This is a genomic window from Paenarthrobacter sp. TE3676 (genome assembly GCF_056279165.1).
Genome location: NZ_JBWBQU010000001.1, coordinates 487,422 through 509,001 on the forward strand (window position 1 = coordinate 487,422; position 21,580 = coordinate 509,001).

A 21,580-nucleotide genomic window follows, 5' to 3' on the forward strand; every position below is an offset into this window, starting at 1 on the left:
AGCGAGAGGTAAGTACTTATGTCACAGCAATCAGAGGCTCCCCGGATGGCAACTGTCGATCCCGCAGCCCAGGACAACTACATCTACAACCGCCTGCTGAAAGAGCGCATCATCTGGCTCGGCTCTGAAGTCCGTGACGAGAACGCCAACGCCATCTGCTCGCAGCTCCTCCTCCTCTCGGCCGAAGACCCGGAGAAGGACATCTACCTGTACATCAACTCACCGGGTGGATCCGTGACGGCCGGCATGGCCATCTACGACACCATGCAGTTCATCCCGAACGACGTCGTCACCGTGGCAACCGGCCTGGCAGCGTCAATGGGTCAGTTCCTTCTTTCCTCCGGCACCAAGGGCAAGCGTTACGCAACGCCCAACGCACGCATCCTGATGCACCAGCCCTCGGGCGGCATCGGCGGCACGGCGTCGGACATCAAGATTCAGGCAGAACTGATCCTGCACATGAAGAAGGTCATGGCAGAACTCACGGCAGAGCAGACCGGGCAGTCCGTGGAGACCATCCTCAAGGACAACGACCGCGACAAGTGGTTTACGGCTACTGAGGCCCTGGAGTACGGCTTCTTCGACAAGATCTCGGCGCACGCCGGTTCTGTCGCCGGTGGCGGCGGAACGGCCAACCAGTCGAACTCCGAAAACTAACCGGCACAAAGAACCACTGAAACCCCAGGAGTAAAGAACATGAACTACAACTTCGGATGGTCTGCCGGTAATCTCCCGTCCAGCCGTTACGTCCTGCCCCAGTTCGAGGAGCGCACGCCTTACGGCTTCAAGCGCCAGGACCCGTACACCAAGCTGTTCGAGGACCGCATCATCTTCCTTGGTGTCCAGGTCGACGACGCGTCCGCTGACGACATCATGGCCCAGTTGCTGGTCCTTGAGTCGACTGACCCGGATCGTGACATCACCCTGTACATCAATTCGCCGGGTGGCTCGTTCACTGCCATGACGGCCATCTACGACACCATGCAGTACATTCGTCCGGAGATCCAGACGGTGTGCCTTGGACAGGCAGCCAGCGCCGCTGCGGTCCTGCTGGCTGCTGGTACACCCGGGAAGCGCCTGGCCCTGCCGAACGCCCGCGTCCTGATTCACCAGCCGGCTCTTTCCGGCGGTCAAGGCGGACAGGCCTCGGACCTCGAGATTCAGGCGGCCGAAGTCATGCGTATGCGCACCTGGCTCGAGGACACGCTGGCGCACCACTCAGGCCGTACGTCCGAGCAGGTAAACAACGACATCGAGCGAGACAAGATCCTCACTGCGGCGGACGCCCTGAGCTACGGTCTCATCGACCAGGTTCTGGACTCCCGTAAGATCAAGCCCCAGGCAATCGCCCGGTAGAGCACGGATTTCGACGCCGGTGCGGTTCACGAAATATGGACCGCACCGGCGTTCTGTTTCCACCCAAGCAGCCCATTGTGACCTAGAGTGGATGTTGTCACGGTGGTGCCAACCGCGGCGTGGCCGCACACCTGGGTACGGCGCGGAGCCGCATCACCCGTATGCAACGAAGGGATTCCCACATGGCTCGGATTGGCGAGAGCACGGATCTGCTGAAGTGTTCTTTCTGCGGAAAGAGCCAGAAGCAGGTACGGAAGCTGATTGCCGGGCCCGGTGTCTACATCTGCGATGAGTGCATCGAGCTTTGCAACGAGATCATCGAAGAGGAACTCGCTGAAGTCTCCGATCTCGGTAGTTTCGAGCTGCCCAAGCCTCGTGAGATCTTCGACTTCCTGCAGGAATACGTCATCGGCCAGGAACCCGCCAAGCGTTCCCTGGCGGTAGCGGTCTATAACCACTACAAGCGCATTCAGGCCGGTCACGCGCCCAAGGCCGGCAGCCTCGGCGAGGGTTCGCACCATGAGGATGTTGAGATCGCCAAGTCCAATATCCTGCTGATCGGGCCTACGGGTTGCGGCAAGACTTACTTGGCGCAGACACTGGCTCGTCGCCTTAATGTGCCGTTTGCCGTAGCTGACGCCACTGCGTTGACGGAAGCCGGCTATGTTGGCGAGGACGTCGAGAACATCCTGCTCAAGCTCATCCAGGCTGCTGACTACGACGTCAAGAAGGCCGAGCAAGGCATCATCTACATCGACGAGATCGACAAAATCTCCCGCAAGAGTGAGAACCCGTCGATCACCCGTGATGTCTCGGGCGAAGGTGTACAGCAAGCACTCTTGAAAATCCTGGAGGGCACAGTCGCCTCCGTTCCACCCCAAGGCGGCCGGAAGCACCCGCACCAGGAATTCATCCAGATCGACACCACCAATGTTCTCTTCATTGTGGCCGGCGCGTTCGCCGGGCTGGAGGACATCATCGGTTCGCGCTCCGGACGAAAGGGCATCGGATTTGGTGCGCCGCTCAACGAGGCCCGGGACAACGTGGATACTTACGGCGAAGTCATGCCGGAGGATTTGCTCAAGTTCGGCCTCATCCCGGAATTCATCGGGCGGCTCCCTGTCATCACCACGGTGTCCAGCCTCGATCGGCCGGCGCTGATCCAGATCCTCTCTACCCCAAAGAACGCTTTGGTGAAGCAGTACCAGAAGATGTTCCAGTTGGACGGCGTAGAGCTGCAGTTCGACGACGACGCCTTGGACGCCATAGCGGACCAGGCCCTTGAACGTGGCACTGGTGCACGTGGCCTGCGGGCCATCATGGAAGATGTGCTGCTGCCCGTGATGTTCGATCTCCCCAGCAGGGATGACATCGCAACTGTGGTGATCACGGCGGACGTGGTGGCCAAGAAGGCCCAGCCCACCATGATCGCCCACGACGTCGTGGCCAAGCGCCGGAATAAGTCGGCTTAGCCTCCTGTTGGCCTAAACAAGACATGGTTCCGCTGGGACCTTGGTCATGCCACTTTCACACCTTTCAGAGGAGTACCCTGTGCCCGAGCAGACTTCGACCGAACAGCTTATGTCCGAAGAGAACGTCAACAAGGCCGATTTCTGGTTCGACCCCGTATGCCCCTTCGCGTGGATCACGTCGCGCTGGATCGGCGAGGTGGAGCAGGTACGGGGCATCGAGACCGAATGGCACGTCATGAGCCTCTCGGTGCTCAACGAGGGCCGTGACCTTCCCGATAACTACCGGGCCATGATGGACGATAGCTGGGGGCCTGTTCGAGTGATCATCGCAGCCCAGGAGCTCCACGGCAGCAGGTACGTCAAGCCTTTGTATGACGCCATGGGGGAGCAGATCCACCACGAGGGTAACAAGGACCGGGCTTCGGTGATCCAGAAGGCCCTCGCCGACACCGGACTGCCCGCTGACCTGGCACGCTTTGCCGGATCAGATGAATACGATGCCCAGCTGCGCGCCAGCCACGAAGCCGGTATCTCCCTTGTGGGGCAAGACGTCGGAACTCCCGTGGTAGCCGTCAATGGCACGGCGTTCTTCGGTCCTGTCCTTACACGGATTCCCCGGGGCGAAGAAGCAGGAAAGCTCTGGGACGCCACGGTGGCTTTGGCTGGCTACCCCCACTTCTTCGAGCTTAAGCGCAGCCGAACTGAAAGCCCTGAGTTCAACTAGCGGCGCAGCCCTACTTCAGAAACCGTGAGGTCCTGCGGTCGGCGAGGATCCTCCCGTTGGTCTGGCATGTAGGGCAATACTGAAGTGAGGTGTCCGCGAAGGACACCTCACGGACGGTATCTCCACACACAGGGCAAGGCTGGCCCGTCCTGGCATGCACCCGGAAATTGCTGCGCTTAGTGTCCTTGAGTTCGCTGGAAGGCTTGCCCGCAGCTGCGTTGACGGCGCCCACCAGAACTTCCTGCATGGCCTCATAGAGCCGGGCCACCGTTGCCTGGTCCAAGGACTTAGCGGTGGCAAAAGGTGAAATTTTCGCGGCGTGGAGAATCTCGTCGCTGTAGGCATTGCCGATTCCAGCGATCACGCTCTGGCTGCGGAGCAGACCTTTGATTTGTTGGGAACTTGAGCCGACGATTGCGGCCAGCGCTTCGAGATCAAAATCGGGACTGAGGGGTTCTGGTCCAAGGGTTGCTATTCCCGGGACGTCCTGTGGATCTTTCACCACGTAGATGGCGAGGCTCTTTTTCGTTCCGGCTTCGGTCAGGTCTACCCCAATGTGGGCATCGTCGGCGGGGCGGTGGAGTAAGAGTCGTGCTGAGATGTTGCTTTTGCCCAGGCGCAGCCCGGCCGAGGACGGGTGCTCGGTGTACCTGACCCAGCCGGCTTTCGCTAAGTGGAACACGAAGAACAGTCCGTCAGCGTCAATGCACACGAACTTCCCGATGCGCTTTGCGCCACGAATGGCCCGTCCCTCCAGAGCCGTGTAGGGAGGATCTGCCGTCTTGAGCGCAGAGATGGAGTTGATGCGGACCTCAGTCAGCACGGCTCCATGGAGTTGGGTGTCCAAGTACATGCACAGGCCGTGCACTTCGGGGAGTTCCGGCATGGTCAATACTCTGCCACAGATAGCCATCTTCCGGCAGGAAAACTACAGGGTTGTAGTTCTTTCGAACCCCTTGTGCATCGTCCTCAGCGGGACAACAATGGTTCTTACCCACTTCGAAAGAAGAGGGACACGGAAACCAAAGATTCAGTGATTGCAACCAACGCAGCCTTTGGCAAAGTTGGAAGTAACCTACCAGTGATGAGGTAGGAAGACCTGAAATTCCAAGGATTCCGCCAGACTGTCAAGACATCACCAGACAGCCGAAAAGTCGAAGCCCCACCAACGGCAAAACGCTGATGGGGCTTCCCCTTTGCCCTAAAACGGGCGGCTGACTATTTACTAGGACGCAGGCTGTTCCTCGGCGGGCGCCAGGACAACATCGCTGACCGTCAGTTCGCCTTCACCGGACTGGAGAGTGATCTCCTGAGCGTTTGCGGCTGCCTTCAGGTCGCCAAGGCCGGCCTTCAGCTGGGCGACGAGTACTTCCGAAGCCGTAATGGATGCCGACAACACCTCGGTGCGCTGCTTCACCTTCGCCTCAGACTTGGCCTTGCGGATACCGCTGAGTGCTATACCCACGGTGCCAAGCATCGTGGTGTCGCCATCGGTGATTTCCAAGGCTGCAGGCCACTGGGCACGGTGAACTGATCCTGTGCGCCACCAGCCCCAGACCTCTTCGGTTGCGAAGGGAAGGAACGGTGCAAACAGGCGCAGGAGCGAGTCCAGGGTTGTTGCCAGGGCTGCCAGGACGGATGCCTGCTCTGTTTCGCCGGCGGCACCGTAGGCACGGTCCTTGATGAGCTCCACGTAGTCGTCCGTGAATTGCCAGAAGAACGACTCAGTGATCTGGAGCGCGCGGGCGTAGTCGTAGTTCTCGAACGCCTTGGTGGACTGGGCAACGACGTCGGACAGCTGCGCCAACAGCGCACGGTCCAAGGGGTTGGAAAGCACCGACAGGTCAGATGTCACCACTGAGTTCTCGGTGGCGCCGAGGTTCAGCACGAACTTCGAAGCGTTCAGCAATTTGATGGCCAGGCGGCGGCCGATCTTCATCTGGGCGATCTCGTAGGCCGTGTCAGCACCGAGCTTGGCCGAGGCTGCCCAATAGCGGACGGCGTCCGAACCGTACTCGTTCAGCACGTCCGTAGGCACAACAACGTTGCCCTTGGACTTGGACATCTTCTTGCGGTCCGGGTCCAGGATCCAGCCGGAGATGGCCGCGTGCTTCCACGGGGCGTTCTTCTGCAGGGCATCTGCGCGAACGGCAGAGGAGAACAGCCAGGTTCGGATGATGTCGTGTCCCTGAGGACGGAGGTCGAAGGGGTAGACCTTGGAGAACAATTCCTCGTCACGGCTCCACCCACCCACGATTTGCGGGGTCAGCGATGACGTTGCCCAGGTGTCCAGCACATCGGCGTCACCTGTGAAGCCGTTGGCCTGGTCGCGCTGGGATTCCTCGAAGCCGGGAGCAGCGTCTGCGGCCGGGTCCACGGGGAGCATCTCGTCCGAAGGCAGGATGGGGTTGTCGTAGTCCGGGTTGCCCTGGGCATCCAGCGGGTACCAGACAGGGATGGGCACGCCGAAGAAGCGCTGGCGGGATACGAGCCAGTCACCGTTCAGGCCCGCGATCCAGTTCTCATAACGGGAACGCATGAACGCTGGGTGGAAGGTGATTTCCTGCCCACGGCCGATCAGGCGTTCGCGGCGTTCCTCATCGCGCCCACCGTTGCGGATGTACCACTGACGGGAGGTAACAACCTCGAGGGGCTTGTCGCCCTTCTCGAAGAAGTTCACCGGGTGGGTGATCTTCTTTGGTTCGCCGTCCAGCAGCTCCGCTGCCTTGAGCAGTTCAACCACGGCTTCCTTGGCGGAGAACGCGGTCTTGCCGGCGATCGCAGCGTAGGCTTCCTTGCCGGCGTCGGTGGTGATCCATTCAGGGGTCTCGGCAATGATGCGGCCGTCGCGGCCCATGATGGCGCGGGTGGGCAACTGCAGTTCGCGCCACCAGGTGACGTCGGTCAGGTCACCAAAGGTACACACCATGGCGATGCCGGAACCCTTGTCAGCTTTGGCGAGCGGGTGTGCCTTAACCTCGAGCTCCACGTCGAACAGGGGCGACTTTACAGTCTTGCCGAAGAGCGGCTGGTACCGTTCGTCGTCGGGGTTCGCCACCAGGGCCGCGCAAGCAGCAAGAAGTTCCGGGCGCGTGGTTTCGATGAAGATCTTTTCGCCGTCTTCCGTGAAGAAGGGGTAGCGGTAGTAGGCGCCGGCAACTTCGCGGTCCTCAAGCTCGGCTTGGGCAACAGCGGTGCGGAACGTGACATCCCAGAGTGTGGGTGCTTCGGCCATGTACGCGTCACCGGCCGAGAGGTTCGCGAGGAAGGCACGCTGGGACACCGCACGCGAAGTGTCGTCAATGGTGCGGTAGGTGAGGTCCCAGTCCACCGACAAACCAAGGGTCTGGAACAGGTTCTCGAAGACCTTCTCGTCCTCAACGGCGAGTTCTTCACACAGTTCGATGAAGTTCTGGCGCGAAACGACGTCGAAATCGCGCTGGTTCTTGGCAGGCTGCGCCGGGGGCGTGTAGTCGGCCTTGTAGGGGATGGCGGGATCGCAACGCACACCGTAGTAGTTCTGGACGCGGCGCTCCGTGGGCAGGCCGTTGTCGTCCCATCCCATGGGGTAGAAGACATTCTTGCCGGTCATGCGCATGTAGCGGGCCTGGACGTCAGTCTGGGTGAAGGAGAACATGTGGCCCACGTGGAGCGAGCCGGATGCCGTGGGCGGGGGAGTGTCGATCGAGTAGACCTGCTCCCGGGTGGTGTCCGGGTTGAACTTGTAGGTTCCTTCCTTCAGCCAGCGCTGCGTCAAGGCAGCCTCGAGGCCTTCAAGGGCCGGCTTGTCGGGAACGTTGATGGGGGCGGTGGCGGGCGTGTCTGTACCCTGCGTTGATTCAGCCATGGGTCAATTGTTTCATGGCCTGGCGTTACCGCCCGCCCTCCGTGCAGCCTGCACCCCCGATAAGGTGGTGCCATGACTTTGGCTGCGCACAACACGCCTTCCGGACAGAATGTAGACAACAACAAGACGGCAGTCGTAACCGGTGCGAGTACCGGCATCGGCGAGGCCACGGTGAAGGCGCTGGCTACCACCGGATGGAAGGTCTTCGCGGTGGCCCGCCGGGCGGACAGGCTGGACGCCTTGGGAGCCGAAACCGGCGCCGTGCCGTTCCCGGCTGACATCACGGACGACGACGACGTCTCGGCCTTGCTCGCGGCCGTCACCAAAGCCGGGGGTGCCGACACGCTCATCAACATCGCCGGTGGGGCACGCGGCGCGGACACCATCGCGAACGCTGACACTGAAGACTGGGATTGGATGTACCAGGTGAACGTCCTGGGCACCATGAAAATCACCCGGGCCTTCCTGCCCATGCTGCGGGACAACGGCGAGGGAACCGTCCTCAACCTCACGTCCACGGCAGGGCTGTCCGCCTATGAAGGCGGCGCGGGCTACAACGCAGCCAAATTTGCCCAGCACGCAATGACCAATGCCCTGCGCCTGGAAGAGGTGGGCAACAACATCCGGGTCATCGAGGTTGCCCCGGGCTTGGTGCAGACGGAGGAGTTCGCCCTGAACCGCCTCGGTGACAAAGACGCAGCCGCCAAGGTCTACGCCGGTGTGGAGAAGCCACTGACCGCCGAGGACGTGGCAGGCGTCGTGGCGTACTCAGTCTCTTTGCCGCACCACATCAACCTCGACCAGATCGTCATCCGCCCGGTGGCCCAAGCGGCGAACCACAAGCTTGTCCGCAAAGAAGGCTGAGACGCTCAACCAGCTGGAATGATCAGCCTGGCCATGATAGCCGCGTGGTCCGAACCGGGAACCCGGAGGACCGCGTAGTCGCTGCTGCCGATGCCGGGCGAGGTGACCATGTGATCGATCACGATGCCCGGAAGCAGTGGCCCTTCCATGGGCCACGTGGGGGAGAACCGTCCGCCGGCAGAGGCCGTGCCCACATCCACAAGCTTCGTGCCGCCTGCCGAGGTGCCGTCGAGTCCGGTGTCCAGCAAAGCCCGGAATTCGGAGTGATCGTACGTGGCGTTGTAGTCACCCATCAGCAGGTGATTCCCGGATTCTGATGCTTGGCGGGCGATCTTGCCGAGGTCGCTCCGCCATTGGTCAATCCGCTCATCCACCGGTGGGAAGGCGTGCACGTTGCTGAGGTTCAAGGAGGCCTTGGCACCGGACTCCGGGTGTGAGACGAGTACCCGCGTGACGTCAATCCGGAAGGGCGTGTCAGGCAGGAGGCCGTCGGGCTCAAGCGGGAACACCGAATACACGGCGCCGCCGGATGCGTCGGCATTGGGTTCACTGACCCGGTTCGGCAGTACATCCTCCATGCCCGCGGAGGTTAGGCGATCCTCGAGTCCCTGCTTATGTTCCTGGATGGTCAGCAGCTGAATCCCGTTTTCCCGGACCAAATTCACGATGGTGGCGGCGTCCGCCTCTCCGTATTCGGAGTTGAGGCTCATCACTCTCAAAGGGATTGTTGCAGTACCGGCAGGCAAAGAATTTGGCTTTCCGGCGTCCAACGGGAACAGCCAGAACAACTGGGCCGCCAACAGGGCCGTCGTCATGATGATGACCCAACGCCGCCGCCCTACCAAGGCAAGCACCAGGGCAAGCGCCGCCGGCAGAACCATCCACGGGGTGAAGGACAACAGCTGCACCACGATCAAGGGCCACTCCGCGGGGACCGCGCGGAACATCGATACCCCCGCCACGGGAAGCGCAGCAAGCAACGCCATCACCGACCACGCCAAAGAAGCGTGGCGCGGCGCAGGACGGGTTTCCATCACGGCAGTCCCGGGGTGTGTCATGGGCTTGAGTCTATGCATCGCCCAGCGAACCGGACTCCATCCACAGGATGAACTCACAAGTAGAGCGGGGCCCTCCGCTGCCGCTAGACTTGGAAGAGCAGCTTTGACCCGGCCATCACCGGTGAGCTTCCGGAAGAACAGCACTGACCACCTGCAAAGGCGGCAAGCGCCCAGTAGAACCGGACGGGTAAGCCCGTCACAGCAGTAATGAGAGGCCGGAACTTCGCGTTCCGGTAAGTGAGGTGGTACCGCGGTACCTGCGCAGCCGACAGGCAGCACAGAAGCCGTCCTCGCATCCTGACAGTCAACCAGCTATCACAGGATATGAGATGACCCACTACCCCAAGGCCTCAGCGTCTTCGTCCGGCACGCACGGCGTGTCCGCTTCCGTGAAGTTCCCGGAAATCGAAGAGCGCATCCTCAAATACTGGGACGAAGACGGCACCTTCCAAGCCAGCATCGACCAACGTGATGCAGGCAAGGACGGCAGCAACGAGTTCGTCTTCTACGATGGCCCTCCCTTCGCCAACGGACTCCCGCACTATGGCCACCTCCTGACCGGCTACGCCAAGGACCTTGTGGGCCGCTACCAGACCCAACGTGGCAAGCGCGTGGAGCGCCGCTTCGGCTGGGACACCCACGGCCTCCCGGCAGAGCTCGAAGCCATGAAGCAATTGGGCATGACGGACAAGACCCAGATCGAAGCCATGGGCATCGACAAATTCAACGACGCCTGCCGCGCCTCGGTCATGAAGTACGCCAATGAGTGGAAGGCCTACGTCACCCGCCAGGCACGCTGGGTGGACTTCGAGAACGACTACAAGACGCTCAACGTCGAGTACATGGAGTCGGTGCTCTGGGCCTTCAAACAGCTGCACGAGAAGGGCCTCACCTACAACGGCTACCGCGTCCTCCCATACTGCTGGAAGGACGAGACACCGCTGTCCAACCACGAACTCCGCATGGACGACGACGTCTACAAGAACCGCCAGGACCAAACGGTCACTGTAACGTTCCCCGTCAAGGCAGGGGAGTCCGAGCTCTCCAAGGCACTCGCCGGTGTTCAGGCACTCGCCTGGACCACCACGCCCTGGACGTTGCCCACCAACCTGGCGCTCGCCGTCGGGCCGGACATCTCTTACGCAGTCCTGCCTGCCGGACCCAACGGCGTCAAGGCCGCTTCAGCTGAAGCGCCCGTCACGGGCAGTTTCCTGCTGGCAGCTGACCTTGTGGGGGCGTACGCCAAGGATCTGGGGTACGACGACGCTGCTGCCGCGGCTGCCGCTGTCGTGTCCACTCACACAGGCACCGAGTTGGCCGGTCTTGAGTACGAACCGCTCTGGAACGACTTTGCCGATGCTGAGAAGTACGGCACCCAGAACGCCTGGCGTTTCCTCGTAGCCGACTACGTCACCACCACCGACGGTACGGGCATCGTCCACCAGGCTCCGGCCTACGGTGAGGATGACCAGAAGGTCTGTGAAGACGCCGGCATCCCCGTGGTCCTGTCCGTCGACGAAGGCGCCAAGTTCCTGCCGCTGTTCGCGCACGGCGAGCTGGCCCCGATCGTCGGCCTCCAGGTCTTCGACGCCAACAAGCCCATCACCCAGGTGCTCCGTGCCGATGGCCGCTTGGTCCGCCAAGCCAGCTACGAGCACAGCTACCCGCACTGCTGGCGCTGCCGGAACCCGCTGATCTACCGTGCCGTGTCGTCCTGGTACGTGGAAGTCACCAAGTTCAAGGACCGTATGTCCGAGCTGAACCAGGAGATCAACTGGATCCCGGGCAACGTCAAGGACGGCCAGTTCGGCAAATGGCTGGATAACGCCCGCGACTGGTCCATCAGCCGCAACCGGTATTGGGGTTCGCCCATCCCCGTATGGCAGTCTGATGACCCCGAATACCCGCGCACCGACGTCTACGGTTCCCTGGCCGATCTCGAAGCCGACTTCGGCCGTCTTCCGATGAACAATGAGGGTCAGGTAGACCTGCACCGGCCGTTCATCGATGAACTGACGCGTCCCAACCCGGACGATCCCACGGGTAAGTCCACCATGCGCCGCGTCGAAGACGTCCTGGACGTCTGGTTCGACTCCGGTTCCATGCCGTACGGCCAGGTGCACTACCCGTTCCAGAACGAGGAGTGGTTCGACACCCACAACCCGGCGGACTTCATCGTCGAGTACATCGGACAGACCCGCGGCTGGTTCTACATGCTGCACATCCTGTCCACCGCACTGTTTGACCGTCCTGCGTTCCGAAATGTGATCAGTCACGGCATCGTGCTGGGCTCTGACGGCCAGAAGATGTCCAAGAGCCTGCGCAATTACCCTGACGTGTCCGAGGTCCTGGATCGCGACGGTTCCGACGCCATGCGCTGGTTCCTCATGTCCAGCCCCATCCTGCGCGGCGGCAACCTTGTGGTCACCGAGCAGGGCATCCGCGACGGCGTACGCCAGGTCATCCTGCCGCTGTGGAACGTTTACAGCTTCTTCACGCTGTACACCAACGCTGCCAATGGCGGCTCGGGCTACGAGGCGAAGCTGCGCTACGACGGCTACGCCGACACCCTCGACCAGTACCTCCTGGCCAACACCGGGGACCTGGTCCGCAATGTCACCGCAAGCCTGGACAGCTATGACATCTCCGGTGCCTGCGATGAGCTGCGCAGCTACCTGGACATGCTCACCAACTGGTACGTGCGCCGCAGCCGCCAGCGCTTCTTCGATGAAAGCGTTGACGCCTTTGACGCGCTTTACACCGCGCTCGAAGCGGTGTGCCGTGTATCGGCGTCCTTGCTGCCGCTGGTGACGGAAGAGATCTGGCGTGGGCTGACCGGTGGCCGCTCTGTTCACCTCGCCGACTGGCCTGACGCTTCGCTGTTCCCGTCCAACCCGCACTTGGTTGAAGCAATGGACCGCGTCCAGCAAATCTGCTCCACCGGCTCAAGCCTCCGGAAAGCAGCAAACCTGCGCGTCCGCTTGCCGTTGCAGGAGTTGACCGTGGTGGCACCTGGTGCAGATGCGCTGGAAGGCTTTGCCGCCGTCGTCGCCGATGAACTGAACCTGCGTTCCGTCCGGCTCCTGGACGCTGCAACTGCCTCGCCTGAGGAGTTCGGCATTGAGCAGAAGCTCGTGGTCAACGCCCGGGCCGCGGGTCCGCGCCTTGGCAAGAACGTGCAGCAGGCCATCAAGGGATCCAAGTCCGGCGATTGGTCTGTCAATGACGCCGGCGTGGTGGTGGCCGGTGGCTTGGAGCTCGAGCCCCAGGAATACACGCTTGAAACTGTCGTGGCAGAAACGGCCGACGGCGGCAGCTCGGCAGTAGCTGTCCTGCCGGGCGGCGGTTTCGTTGTCCTCAACACTGAGGTCACTCCTGAACTTGCAGCCGAGGGACTGGCCCGCGACATGGTCCGCGCCATCCAGCAGGCTCGCAAGGACGCCGGACTGAACGTGAGCGACCGCATCCGCACTTCCGTGGAGGCCGCACAGGATGTGGTTGACGCCTTGGAAGCCAACTCGGAACTCGTCAAGACCGAAACTCTAACGTTGGAACTGGAGGTTCTGTTGGCCAGTGTCGACGAACCGCAGGTCACCGTTGCAAAGGCAGGGGCCTGATCCATGACTGACGAATTCTCGGTTGAAAGTGTCTACGCCGAACTTCTGGGCCGTGCCCCGGAAAACAAGATGGAACCTCGCCTGGCTCCGTTGTTCCGGGCGATGGATGTGCTGGGGGAGCCGAACAAGGCCTTCCCGATCATCCACATCACCGGCACCAACGGCAAAACGTCCACGGCACGCATGATCGAGGCCGGACTGCGTGCCCACGGCCTGAGCACGGGCCGTTACACCAGCCCGCACCTGTCCAAAGTGACTGAGCGCATCAGCATTGACGGAGAGCCTGTACCGGATGCGACGTTCGTGCGTATCTGGGACGAAATCCGCCCCTACCTGGAGATCGTGGACAGCGAGCTCGTCGCCGAAGACCAACCGCGACTGACCTACTTCGAGTGCCTGACTATTCTTGGCTTCGCGGTGTTCGCCGATCAGCCTGTTGATGTTGCCGTCATGGAAGTCGGCTTGGGAGGCATCACCGATGCCACCAACGTTGGCGATGGCCAAGTCTCAGTCATCACACCGATTTCGCTGGACCACACGGATCTTCTGGGTGACACCACCGAGGACATCGCTTACGAGAAATCCGGCATCATCAAACCGGGCGGCTTCCTGGTCAGTGCAGCTCAACCCGTTGACGCTGCGCAGGTCCTGTTGGAGAAAGCCCGTGAAGTTGACGTGCCGTTCCGTTTTGAGGGCGTCGAATTCGGTGTCGAGTCCCGCAGCGTCGCTGTCGGCGGCCAGGTTCTGACCATTCAGGGCCTCGCCGGCCGCTATGAGGACCTTCTGTTGCCACTGCATGGTGCCCACCAAGCCGAAAACGCCGCCGTAGCCGTCGCGGCTTTGGAAGCGTTCTTCGGTGGGGGAGAGAAAGAGCTCGATGCCGAGGTGCTCAAAGAAGCCTTTGGCAACGTGACTTCGCCCGGCCGGCTCGAAGTTGTGCGCACTGCGCCCACCGTCGTGGTGGATGCTGCACACAACCCGGACGGCATCCGCGTCTCGTCGGAAGCCATCCAGGAGGCCTTCAGCTTCAGCAAGCTGGTGGTTGTGGTGGGCGTCCTGCGGGAGAAAGACGCCGAGGAGATCCTTAAGACCCTCAAGGAATCACTGGGTGGCCTGGCCGAGGAATTCTGTTTCACCCAATCCAACTCGGCGCGTGCCGTTCCGGCGGCGGAACTGGCCGAACTCGCCGTCGACCTCGGCTTCGGCGAGGACAACGTCCACATCGCGGAGAAGTTGGACGACGCCCTGGAATGGGCTGTGGAGCGCGCCGAATCCAACGATGACCTGGCAGGCGGTGTCCTGGTAACGGGTTCCATCACTGTGGTGGCCGAGGCGCGGATCCTGCTCGGAAAGGCGAGTGCCTAGCATGGCGAAAATGACCAAGGCGCAGCGTGAATGGCGGCCCGGCATGCCCAGGAAGCGCCGATCCACGAAGGTGATGTTCGCGTCTACCGTGCTCCTGCTTGAAGCCTTCGTCGCGTTCTTCGGCACGTTGGCAGTCTTCGGCCTGAGGCGTGGAGAAGTTGACCCCGGCATCATTCTTGGGGTTGGCATCGCACTGACGGTGGTGCTGGTGTTGGCGTGCGCCGTACTGTCCAAGCCATGGGGCATCGGGATTGGCTGGGCACTGCAGCTTGTGCTGATCCTGACGGGCTTCGCCGAGCCCACCATGTTCATTGTGGGGATCCTGTTCGCCATCTGCTGGTGGTACGGGATCAGGGCCGGTATGCGGATTGACCGCGAGGTGGCCCAGCGCGACCGCGAGCAGGCGGAATGGGATGCAGCCCACGGTGACCAGGCTGGACCGCAAACCCCGTAAACTGGCTGGGAAAACCACCGAACAACCACATTGGAGCAACTGTGAGCATTGAACGGACACTTGTCCTAGTCAAGCCCGACGGCGTCGCCCGCAACCTGGGCGGAAGCATCCTCGCCCGGATCGAAGCCAAGGGCTACACCCTGGCGGAGTTGAAGAAGGTCAACGCGACCCGCGAGCTGCTGGAGCAGCACTACGAGGAACACGTTGGCAAGCCGTTCTACGAGCCGCTGGTTGAGTTCATGCTCAGCGGACCGGTTATCGCTGCAGTCTTCGAAGGCCACCGCGTGATCGAAGGCTTCCGCTCGCTGGCCGGAACAACGGATCCGACGACGGCGGCACCGGGCACCATCCGCGGCGACTTCGGCCGCGACTGGGGCCTGGCAGTCCAGCAGAACCTCGTTCACGGCTCAGATTCAGTCGACTCCGCAGAGCGTGAGATCAAGATCTGGTTCGAGGGCTAAACACCCCCCGCCGAGATAACAGTTAAGGCCAATGTTCTTCGTGAACATTGGCCTTAACTGTTATCTCGCGAGTGGTGGTTCTACGCTGTGGACGCCACAAAGAGGTGGATGAACGAGAAGAAGATCGTGGCGATCACGGCGATGTACAGCAGGGCAACGATAATCCATCCCGATCCGGACAAAAGCTTGACCAGTGCCGGCGGCGCCTTGATGACCCCGCTGGTGACGTTGCGGATGGTTACCCAGACAAACAGGGGGATCATGGCGGCCCACACCACCATGCAGAACGGGCACAGCACGTGAATAACGTAGAGTGCCTGCGACCATAGCCACACAACGAACGCGAAACCAAGGGTCACACCGGTTTGCAGGCCCAGCCAGTAGCCCCGTGAATACCTGGCTCCCGCGAGAATGCCCATGGCTGTAGTGATGATGACAGCGAAAGCAACGATGCCGATGAACATGTTGGGAAAGCCGAATACCGAGCTTTGCGGTGTCTGCATCACTTCACCGCAGGAGACAAACGGATTTACATCGCACACTGTTACGTGGTTGGGATCCTTGAGGACCTCAAGTTTCTCCAGCACCAGGATTCCGGAAGCCAGCCAGCCAACGACGCCGGTGATCAACAGCAGCCACGCGAAAGGCTTGTCACGGACCGTATTCGGGAGGGAATCCTGCTGGGTGGATATGTCCTCCACATGGCTTGTGGCTTTGTTGGCCAGGTTTTCCCTGGCGGTGCTTGGCATCGCGGATGTGATCCTTTTCGACAAATGGCCCGGCAAGCCGGGAAGGGCTCTTGGGAGGATTGTAACTCCGAAGGCTGGGCGCCGGCCCCAGCTTGTGCACGGAGCTCCACGACACAGCGACCTACCCTGGGAATGTGCAGGGGTGTGAGAGAATGAACATGGCCGGGAGTCGATCCACATTCGAATTCCGGTCCGGTGACTTTGTTCCCAAGACCGCCAGTATGAGCTGGGCATGCCCGGATCGCGTGATCCTCGGTAGGCCCGCCATGACAATGGACGGCACCTGGTTGTGGCAGCAGAACAACGGGTTTCAGAATAAAGCCGCCGGCCTTCCAGGGCTGCCGCACCCCAATGCTGGTGCGAACCGGAAGGCATACTGCCGACTTCTGTCAACGCCTGCGGGTTTTGACAATATTTGCTCCACTGGGCGCCGGATGTGGCGGCGTCGCTGGGGCAGGAGTGTTGCCACATATGGATAATGACCAGGTTGTAGCCGTTAATGACGAGGCAGCTCCCGCGGAAACTGCGGAAGCGCCCAAGAAAGCCACCAGGACCCGGCGCAAGGCAGCGCCCAAAGTCGCCGCTGACGTAGAGGCACCTGCGGCCGAGGCCCCCGCCTCGGAAGCCGCCCCTGAGGCCGCCGCAGCACCAGTGCGTCGCACGCGTTCCCGCAAGAAGGCAGAGCCCGCCGAAACCCTGCCCGGTTTGGGCGACGAAGCCACTGCTGTGGGCGAAGACGCCGCTGCCGCCCCGGCAGCTGCCGAAGCCAAGCCCGAAGCGGCCGCTGAGCCGGCCCCCGAAAAGCCGGTCCGCCGTCGTCGTGCTACCAAGCCCAAAACTGAAGCCGTAGAGGCGCCGGTTGCCGCGGAAGCCGCGCAGGAAACCACGACGCCGGAAAATGGCTCCCAGCCGGAAGTACCGGTCCCTGAGGTAGCCACCGATGTTGCTGCCCAAAACCCGGAAGCGGAAGCCGCCGCGGACGAAGCTGCCGAAGAAGCTGCCCCTGCAACGTCCACCTCCCTGTTCATGGAGCCGGTTTCCATCACCTCCATGATCTTCCAGGCCCCGGACCTCACCACAGTTCCCCGCGTCGCCGCGGTGGAAGAGAAGGCTGAGGAGCCCGAAGAAGAAACCGAAACTACCACTGAAGGCGAGCTGGAAGACGCAGGTAGTCGCCGGCGTCGCAGGAGCCGCGGCCGCCGTGGCCGCCGTGGAACCGAGCGGGACGAGAACGAGACCGAGGATGGCACCGAGTCCGAGGACGAGGAAGCGCCGGTAGTAGAAGCCCTCGAAGAAGGTGTCACGTCTCGGCGCAGGCGTCGTCGCCGCCGTGGAGACCAGGATCTTGAACTGACCGGCGGCTCGGATGATGATCCGCCCAACACAGTCACCCGTGTCCGCGCGCCGCGCCCCATCACGGAGACAGCACCCTCCAACCGCGTTACCGGCGTCAAGGGATCCACCAGGCTGGAGGCCAAGAAGCAGCGCCGACGCGAGTCCCGTGAAACCGGACGCCGCCGCCAGGTCATCACCGAGGCTGAGTTCCTTGCTCGCCGCGAGTCGGTGGACCGCCAGATGATCGTCCGCCAGCGCGACGACAGAATACAGATTGGTGTCCTGGAAGACGGTGTGCTTGCTGAGCACTTCGTGTCCAAGACCCAGCAGGACTCCCTGATCGGCAACGTGTACTTGGGCAAGGTCCAGAACGTGCTGCCGTCCATGGAAGCTGCGTTCGTGGACATCGGACGGGGCCGTAACGCCGTCCTGTACGCCGGTGAAGTCAACTGGGACGCAGTCAACCTTGAAGGCCAGCCGCGCCGGATCGAGAACGCCCTGAAGTCCGGCGACTCCGTCCTGGTCCAGGTCACCAAGGACCCCGTGGGACACAAGGGTGCCCGCCTTACCAGCCAGATCTCCTTGCCGGGCCGCTACCTGGTGTACGTACCCGGTGGTTCCATGACCGGCATCTCACGCAAGCTGCCCGACGTCGAGCGCAACCGCCTCAAGCGCATCCTGAAGGACCGCCTGCCGGAGAACGCCGGTGTCATTGTTCGCACAGCAGCCGAGGGCGCTTCGGAGGAAGAGCTCACCCACGACATCAACCGTCTGCGTGCGCAGTGGGAAGGCATCGAAGGACAGGCCTCGTCCACCAAGGTCCTGGCTCCGGAACTGCTCTACGGCGAACCTGACCTCACCATCAAGGTGGTCCGTGACGTCTTCAACGAGGACTTCTCCAAACTGATCGTCTCCGGCGACGACGCCTGGGACACCATCGAGGCTTACGTGACATACGTTGCCCCTGATCTGGTGGGCCGCCTCGAAAAGTGGACCAAGGACCAGGACATCTTCGCCGCGTGGCGCATCGACGAGCAGATCCACAAGGCCCTGGAGCGGAAGGTCTTCCTGCCTTCCGGCGGTTCGTTGGTCATCGACCGCACCGAGGCCATGACTGTAGTGGACGTCAACACCGGCAAGTTCACCGGCAGTGGCGGAAACCTTGAAGAAACAGTCACCAAGAACAACCTGGAAGCGGCCGAGGAAGTTGTTCGCCAGCTTCGTCTGCGCGATATCGGCGGCATTATCGTCATTGACTTCATTGACATGGTCCTTGAATCCAACCGCGACCTCGTCCTCCGCCGCATGGTGGAGTGCCTCGGACGGGACCGCACCAAGCACCAGGTGGCCGAAGTAACGTCGCTGGGCCTGGTCCAGATGACGCGCAAGCGCATGGGTACCGGCCTCCTTGAGGTCTTCGGTGAGCAGTGCGAGCACTGCGCTGGCCGAGGTGTCGTCACGCACGACGAGCCCGTTGAGCACCGACGCGCCAACGTAGTGGCTGCTGAACATCACCGCCCGCACACGGAAGCGCAGCAGCCTGCTGCGCGGACCGAACGCAAACGCCGCCGCGGCAAGGGCGGGGGACCGGCTGTTGCCGAAGCTCCCGCGCAGGTCCACACCACCACGTCCGCCCCGGTCGCAGCATCCACCACGGCTGAACCGCAGGATCCTGCCCGGATAGCCAAAGCCGAGGCAACCAGGGCCGCCCTGGCGACGATTGCCGCTGCAGCGCACGCCGCACACCTGCACGACGACGAAGTTCACCGTGCAGAGGAGGAAGCGCGGGCGGCAGGCCGGCACGAGCCGGACGGAAGCCCTACAGCCGGCACCGCCGCCAGTAGTGAAGCAGGCAGCGGCGAAGCAGGGGCTTCAGCCCGCGATGCTGCAAGCAGGGAAGCAGCAGTCCAGGAAGCAAGATCTACTCCCGTACTGCGCTTCGGCGGGGAAGAAGTTGCCTTGCCGTTCGTTGAGCACCACGAGGAACCGCAGGCAGCCAAGCCTGCGATGAGCCTGGATCTGCTGGCCGAAGCGTTTTCGCACCTCGGTGCGGCTCCGGCACCCGAGCAGGAAGCCGCTCCGGTTTCAGCCCCGAAGGCTGCTTCTCCGGCACGGACTGCTGAGGAAGATCCCGAGGCTGTTTCAGCCTCGCGTGGTCGTCGTGGTCGCCGTAACCGGAGTGCCAGCAGGGCCCAGGGCGCGGCCAATGAAACCAGCGTTGAACACCATGAGGCGACAGCGTCGGCCACCCGGGGTTCGGCCCATGAGGCCAAGGCGCCTGTGGAACCGGCCAAGAAGCTACCAAAGGATGAGCCCATCATCCTCGGCGTTGGAGTTCCTGCTTCCGAGCTCTAATCGCGGCGAATAAGTTGAAGAGGGCCCTGCGCTATGCCAAACGGCGGGTAGCGCGGGGTCCTTTTGCGTCCGCTCTGCAAGCCACGCACAGGCTGCGTTCAGAGTCACATCCGGGCGTCGGTGTGGCCCGGTTCCCGCGGCGCGTTGCTTCCCGGCTACGCTTGGGGACTGACACGGGGTGCCGGGCGTTGGGCCAGGCTGAGATCCAAACCCGTTGAACCTGTCCGGTTAGCACCGGCGAAGGGATGTCCTCATGACTGCATCATCATATTCATCGGTGTACCCCCTCGACGCTCCGGCTTCGGGCCGTCCAACCCCGCGCATTCTGAGCATTGCCGGCTCGGACCCTTCAGGTGGCGCCGGAATACAGGCGGACCTGAAGAGCATCGCCGCTTTCGGCGGGTATGGCATGGCTGCCATCACGGCCCTCACCGCGCAAAACACCAGGGAAGTCAGTGCCGTCCACGTCCCTCCCGCGCACTTCCTGCGTCAGCAACTGGAAGCCATTAGTGCCGACATCACCATTGACGCCGTCAAGATCGGAATGCTCGGCGACGCAGCCGTCATCAACGAGGTCCGGGGCTGGCTCGAAGAGGTGAGTCCCGCCGTCGTGGTCCTTGATCCGGTGATGGTGGCCACCAGCGGTGACCGGCTGCTGCGGGAGTCTGCTGAGAAGGCATTGCGTTCGCTGCTGCCTTTGGCCCACCTCATTACGCCGAACCTTCCTGAACTGGCCATGTTGCTGGGGGAGCCCGAGGCAACTGACTGGGCTTCGGCGCTGGACCAGGGCAAACGGCTGGCAGCGGAGTACGGAAACACGGTCCTGGTCAAGGGCGGCCACCTGCCAGCGCCGGAGTGCCCCGATGCGCTGGTGAACACGAGCGGGCTGCTGTCCCGGGACGTGATCGAAGTGGCAGGTCCCCGGGTTGCAACGCGGAACAGCCACGGTACCGGGTGCTCTCTGTCTTCCGCCTTGGCCACAGTCCAGGCACGAACCGGTGACTGGGAAGTTTCATTGCGGGAAGTCAAGCCGTGGTTGCTAGGGGCATTGCAGGCCTCTGACACCCTGCACGTGGGTCAAGGCAACGGGCCCGTGAACCACTTCCACCACTTCCAGCAGGCATCCACGCCGGGCGCTTTCGCTGCGGCGATGTGGAACGAAGCCGTCCCCGAACTCGAAGCGATTTACGGGCTCCCGTTTATTCAAGGACTTCAATCCGGCGAGCTGCCGGAACGTGACTTCAATTACTACCTTGCCCAGGACGCTCTCTATCTCAATGGGTATTCGAGGGTCCTCGCACGTGCGGGCGCCTTGGCGCCCACGGAGGAAGAACAACTGTTCTGGGCAAAGGCATCACAGCAGTGCCTGGAGGTTGAATCGGAGTTGCACAGGAACTGGCTGAGCACGCGGGAAGCCTCCACGGCAACCGGACCGGTTACCAAGTCCTACGTGGACCATTTACTGGCAACATCCGCCGCCGGCAGCTACGCCGTGGTGCTGGCGGCGATCCTGCCCTGTTATTGGTTGTACGCGGAGGTGGGTCAGCAGCTTCATACGGCATACGTAGACGCCGGCGCGCCTGCGGACCACGCATACGCGGACTGGTTGAAGACTTATGCCGACGAGGATTTCGCGGCGGCAACACGGAAAGCGATCAACTTCACTGCTGCCGCGGCCGTCGCGGCTTCTGGCACGGAGCGGACTGCGATGATGGATGCTTTCACTCAGTCCTGCCGCTACGAGACGGCGTTTTTCGATGCTCCCAGGCTGTTTGCCCAGGCTTCGTTCACGCGCGCTCAGTAGCTTTCCGGGCACGCACTTGAGGCCAATTGCGGCGACACGTCCGCGCGTCGCTGGCCGGATCGCGTTAATCTCGCTCAAACCCTGTAGGCTGTATGGGCACGGTGCCGGGAGAGTCCGTT

General features: G+C 62.2%; 15 protein-coding genes and 1 riboswitch. Of the genes, 11 read left to right on the plus strand and 4 right to left on the minus strand.

The genetic code is table 11. The features are described from left to right. Positions 1–45 precede the first annotated feature (45 nt). From ACZ881_RS02420 to ACZ881_RS02435, 4 genes are all read left to right on the plus strand, one after another. A complete protein-coding gene (locus tag ACZ881_RS02420; RefSeq protein WP_014922040.1) occupies positions 46–657 on the plus strand; it encodes an ATP-dependent Clp protease proteolytic subunit in 612 nt (203 codons plus the stop codon). 39 nt (positions 658–696) lie between these two features. Beyond that, a complete protein-coding gene (locus tag ACZ881_RS02425; protein ID WP_011775058.1) occupies positions 697–1,356 on the plus strand; it encodes an ATP-dependent Clp protease proteolytic subunit in 660 nt (219 codons plus the stop codon). A 182-nt stretch (positions 1,357–1,538) separates the two neighbouring features. Then, entirely contained in the window at positions 1,539–2,828 is a 1,290-nt protein-coding gene (gene clpX, locus ACZ881_RS02430; protein ID WP_026005788.1) for an ATP-dependent Clp protease ATP-binding subunit ClpX, read from the plus strand. 109 nt (positions 2,829–2,937) lie between these two features. After that, the gene (locus ACZ881_RS02435; RefSeq protein WP_476112668.1) at positions 2,938–3,552 is read left to right on the plus strand and encodes a mycothiol-dependent nitroreductase Rv2466c family protein; all 615 of its coding nucleotides are present in this window, start codon (positions 2,938–2,940) and stop codon (positions 3,550–3,552) included. A 10-nt stretch (positions 3,553–3,562) separates the two neighbouring features. On the opposite strand, the gene ACZ881_RS02440 is transcribed toward ACZ881_RS02435, so the two are convergent. Both ACZ881_RS02440 and valS read right to left on the minus strand, forming a co-directional pair. Beyond that, positions 3,563–4,438: an Fpg/Nei family DNA glycosylase gene (locus tag ACZ881_RS02440; protein WP_476112318.1), complete on the minus strand. Its 876-nt coding sequence runs from the start codon at positions 4,436–4,438 to the stop codon at positions 3,563–3,565. Positions 4,439–4,777: 339 nt separating this feature from the next. Further along, positions 4,778–7,399 (minus strand): valine--tRNA ligase, encoded by a 2,622-nt coding sequence (gene valS, locus ACZ881_RS02445; RefSeq protein WP_364305958.1) that lies wholly within the window; start codon positions 7,397–7,399, stop codon positions 4,778–4,780. 72 nt (positions 7,400–7,471) lie between these two features. Between valS and ACZ881_RS02450 the strand changes: the two genes are divergently transcribed. Next, entirely contained in the window at positions 7,472–8,263 is a 792-nt protein-coding gene (locus tag ACZ881_RS02450; RefSeq protein WP_178994944.1) for an SDR family oxidoreductase, read from the plus strand. A 5-nt stretch (positions 8,264–8,268) separates the two neighbouring features. On the opposite strand, the gene ACZ881_RS02455 is transcribed toward ACZ881_RS02450, so the two are convergent. Beyond that, positions 8,269–9,321, minus strand: coding sequence for an endonuclease/exonuclease/phosphatase family protein (locus tag ACZ881_RS02455; protein ID WP_476112321.1), 1,053 nt, complete (start codon positions 9,319–9,321; stop codon positions 8,269–8,271). Between the two features lie 329 nt (positions 9,322–9,650). Between ACZ881_RS02455 and ileS the strand changes: the two genes are divergently transcribed. The 4 genes from ileS to ndk are packed head-to-tail and all read left to right on the plus strand — an operon-like array spanning position 9,651 to position 15,218. Next, entirely contained in the window at positions 9,651–12,938 is a 3,288-nt protein-coding gene (gene ileS, locus ACZ881_RS02460; RefSeq protein WP_476112322.1) for an isoleucine--tRNA ligase, read from the plus strand. Between the two features lie 3 nt (positions 12,939–12,941). Further along, entirely contained in the window at positions 12,942–14,303 is a 1,362-nt protein-coding gene (locus ACZ881_RS02465; protein ID WP_091467963.1) for a bifunctional folylpolyglutamate synthase/dihydrofolate synthase, read from the plus strand. A 1-nt stretch (position 14,304) separates the two neighbouring features. Beyond that, the gene (locus ACZ881_RS02470) at positions 14,305–14,757 is read left to right on the plus strand and encodes a DUF4233 domain-containing protein (protein WP_476112324.1); all 453 of its coding nucleotides are present in this window, start codon (positions 14,305–14,307) and stop codon (positions 14,755–14,757) included. A 41-nt stretch (positions 14,758–14,798) separates the two neighbouring features. Continuing rightward, positions 14,799–15,218 (plus strand): nucleoside-diphosphate kinase, encoded by a 420-nt coding sequence (gene ndk, locus ACZ881_RS02475; protein ID WP_014922034.1) that lies wholly within the window; start codon positions 14,799–14,801, stop codon positions 15,216–15,218. A gap of 80 nt (positions 15,219–15,298) precedes the next feature. Here the strand turns inward: ndk and ACZ881_RS02480 are convergent, their stop codons facing one another. Next, positions 15,299–15,967 carry a vitamin K epoxide reductase family protein gene (locus tag ACZ881_RS02480; protein WP_474661989.1) on the minus strand — a complete coding sequence of 223 codons (669 nt, stop codon included), beginning with the start codon at positions 15,965–15,967 and terminating at the stop codon, positions 15,299–15,301. A 471-nt stretch (positions 15,968–16,438) separates the two neighbouring features. Here ACZ881_RS02480 and ACZ881_RS02485 point away from each other — a divergent pair, with 471 nt between their 5' ends. Further along, positions 16,439–19,657 (plus strand): Rne/Rng family ribonuclease, encoded by a 3,219-nt coding sequence (locus tag ACZ881_RS02485; RefSeq protein WP_476112326.1) that lies wholly within the window; start codon positions 16,439–16,441, stop codon positions 19,655–19,657. A 164-nt stretch (positions 19,658–19,821) separates the two neighbouring features. Then, positions 19,822–19,920, plus strand: a riboswitch (TPP riboswitch). Further along, positions 19,911–21,461: a bifunctional hydroxymethylpyrimidine kinase/phosphomethylpyrimidine kinase gene (gene thiD / locus ACZ881_RS02490; RefSeq protein WP_476112327.1), complete on the plus strand. Its 1,551-nt coding sequence runs from the start codon at positions 19,911–19,913 to the stop codon at positions 21,459–21,461. It overlaps the preceding riboswitch by 10 nt. The last annotated feature ends 119 nt before the right edge of the window (positions 21,462–21,580 follow it).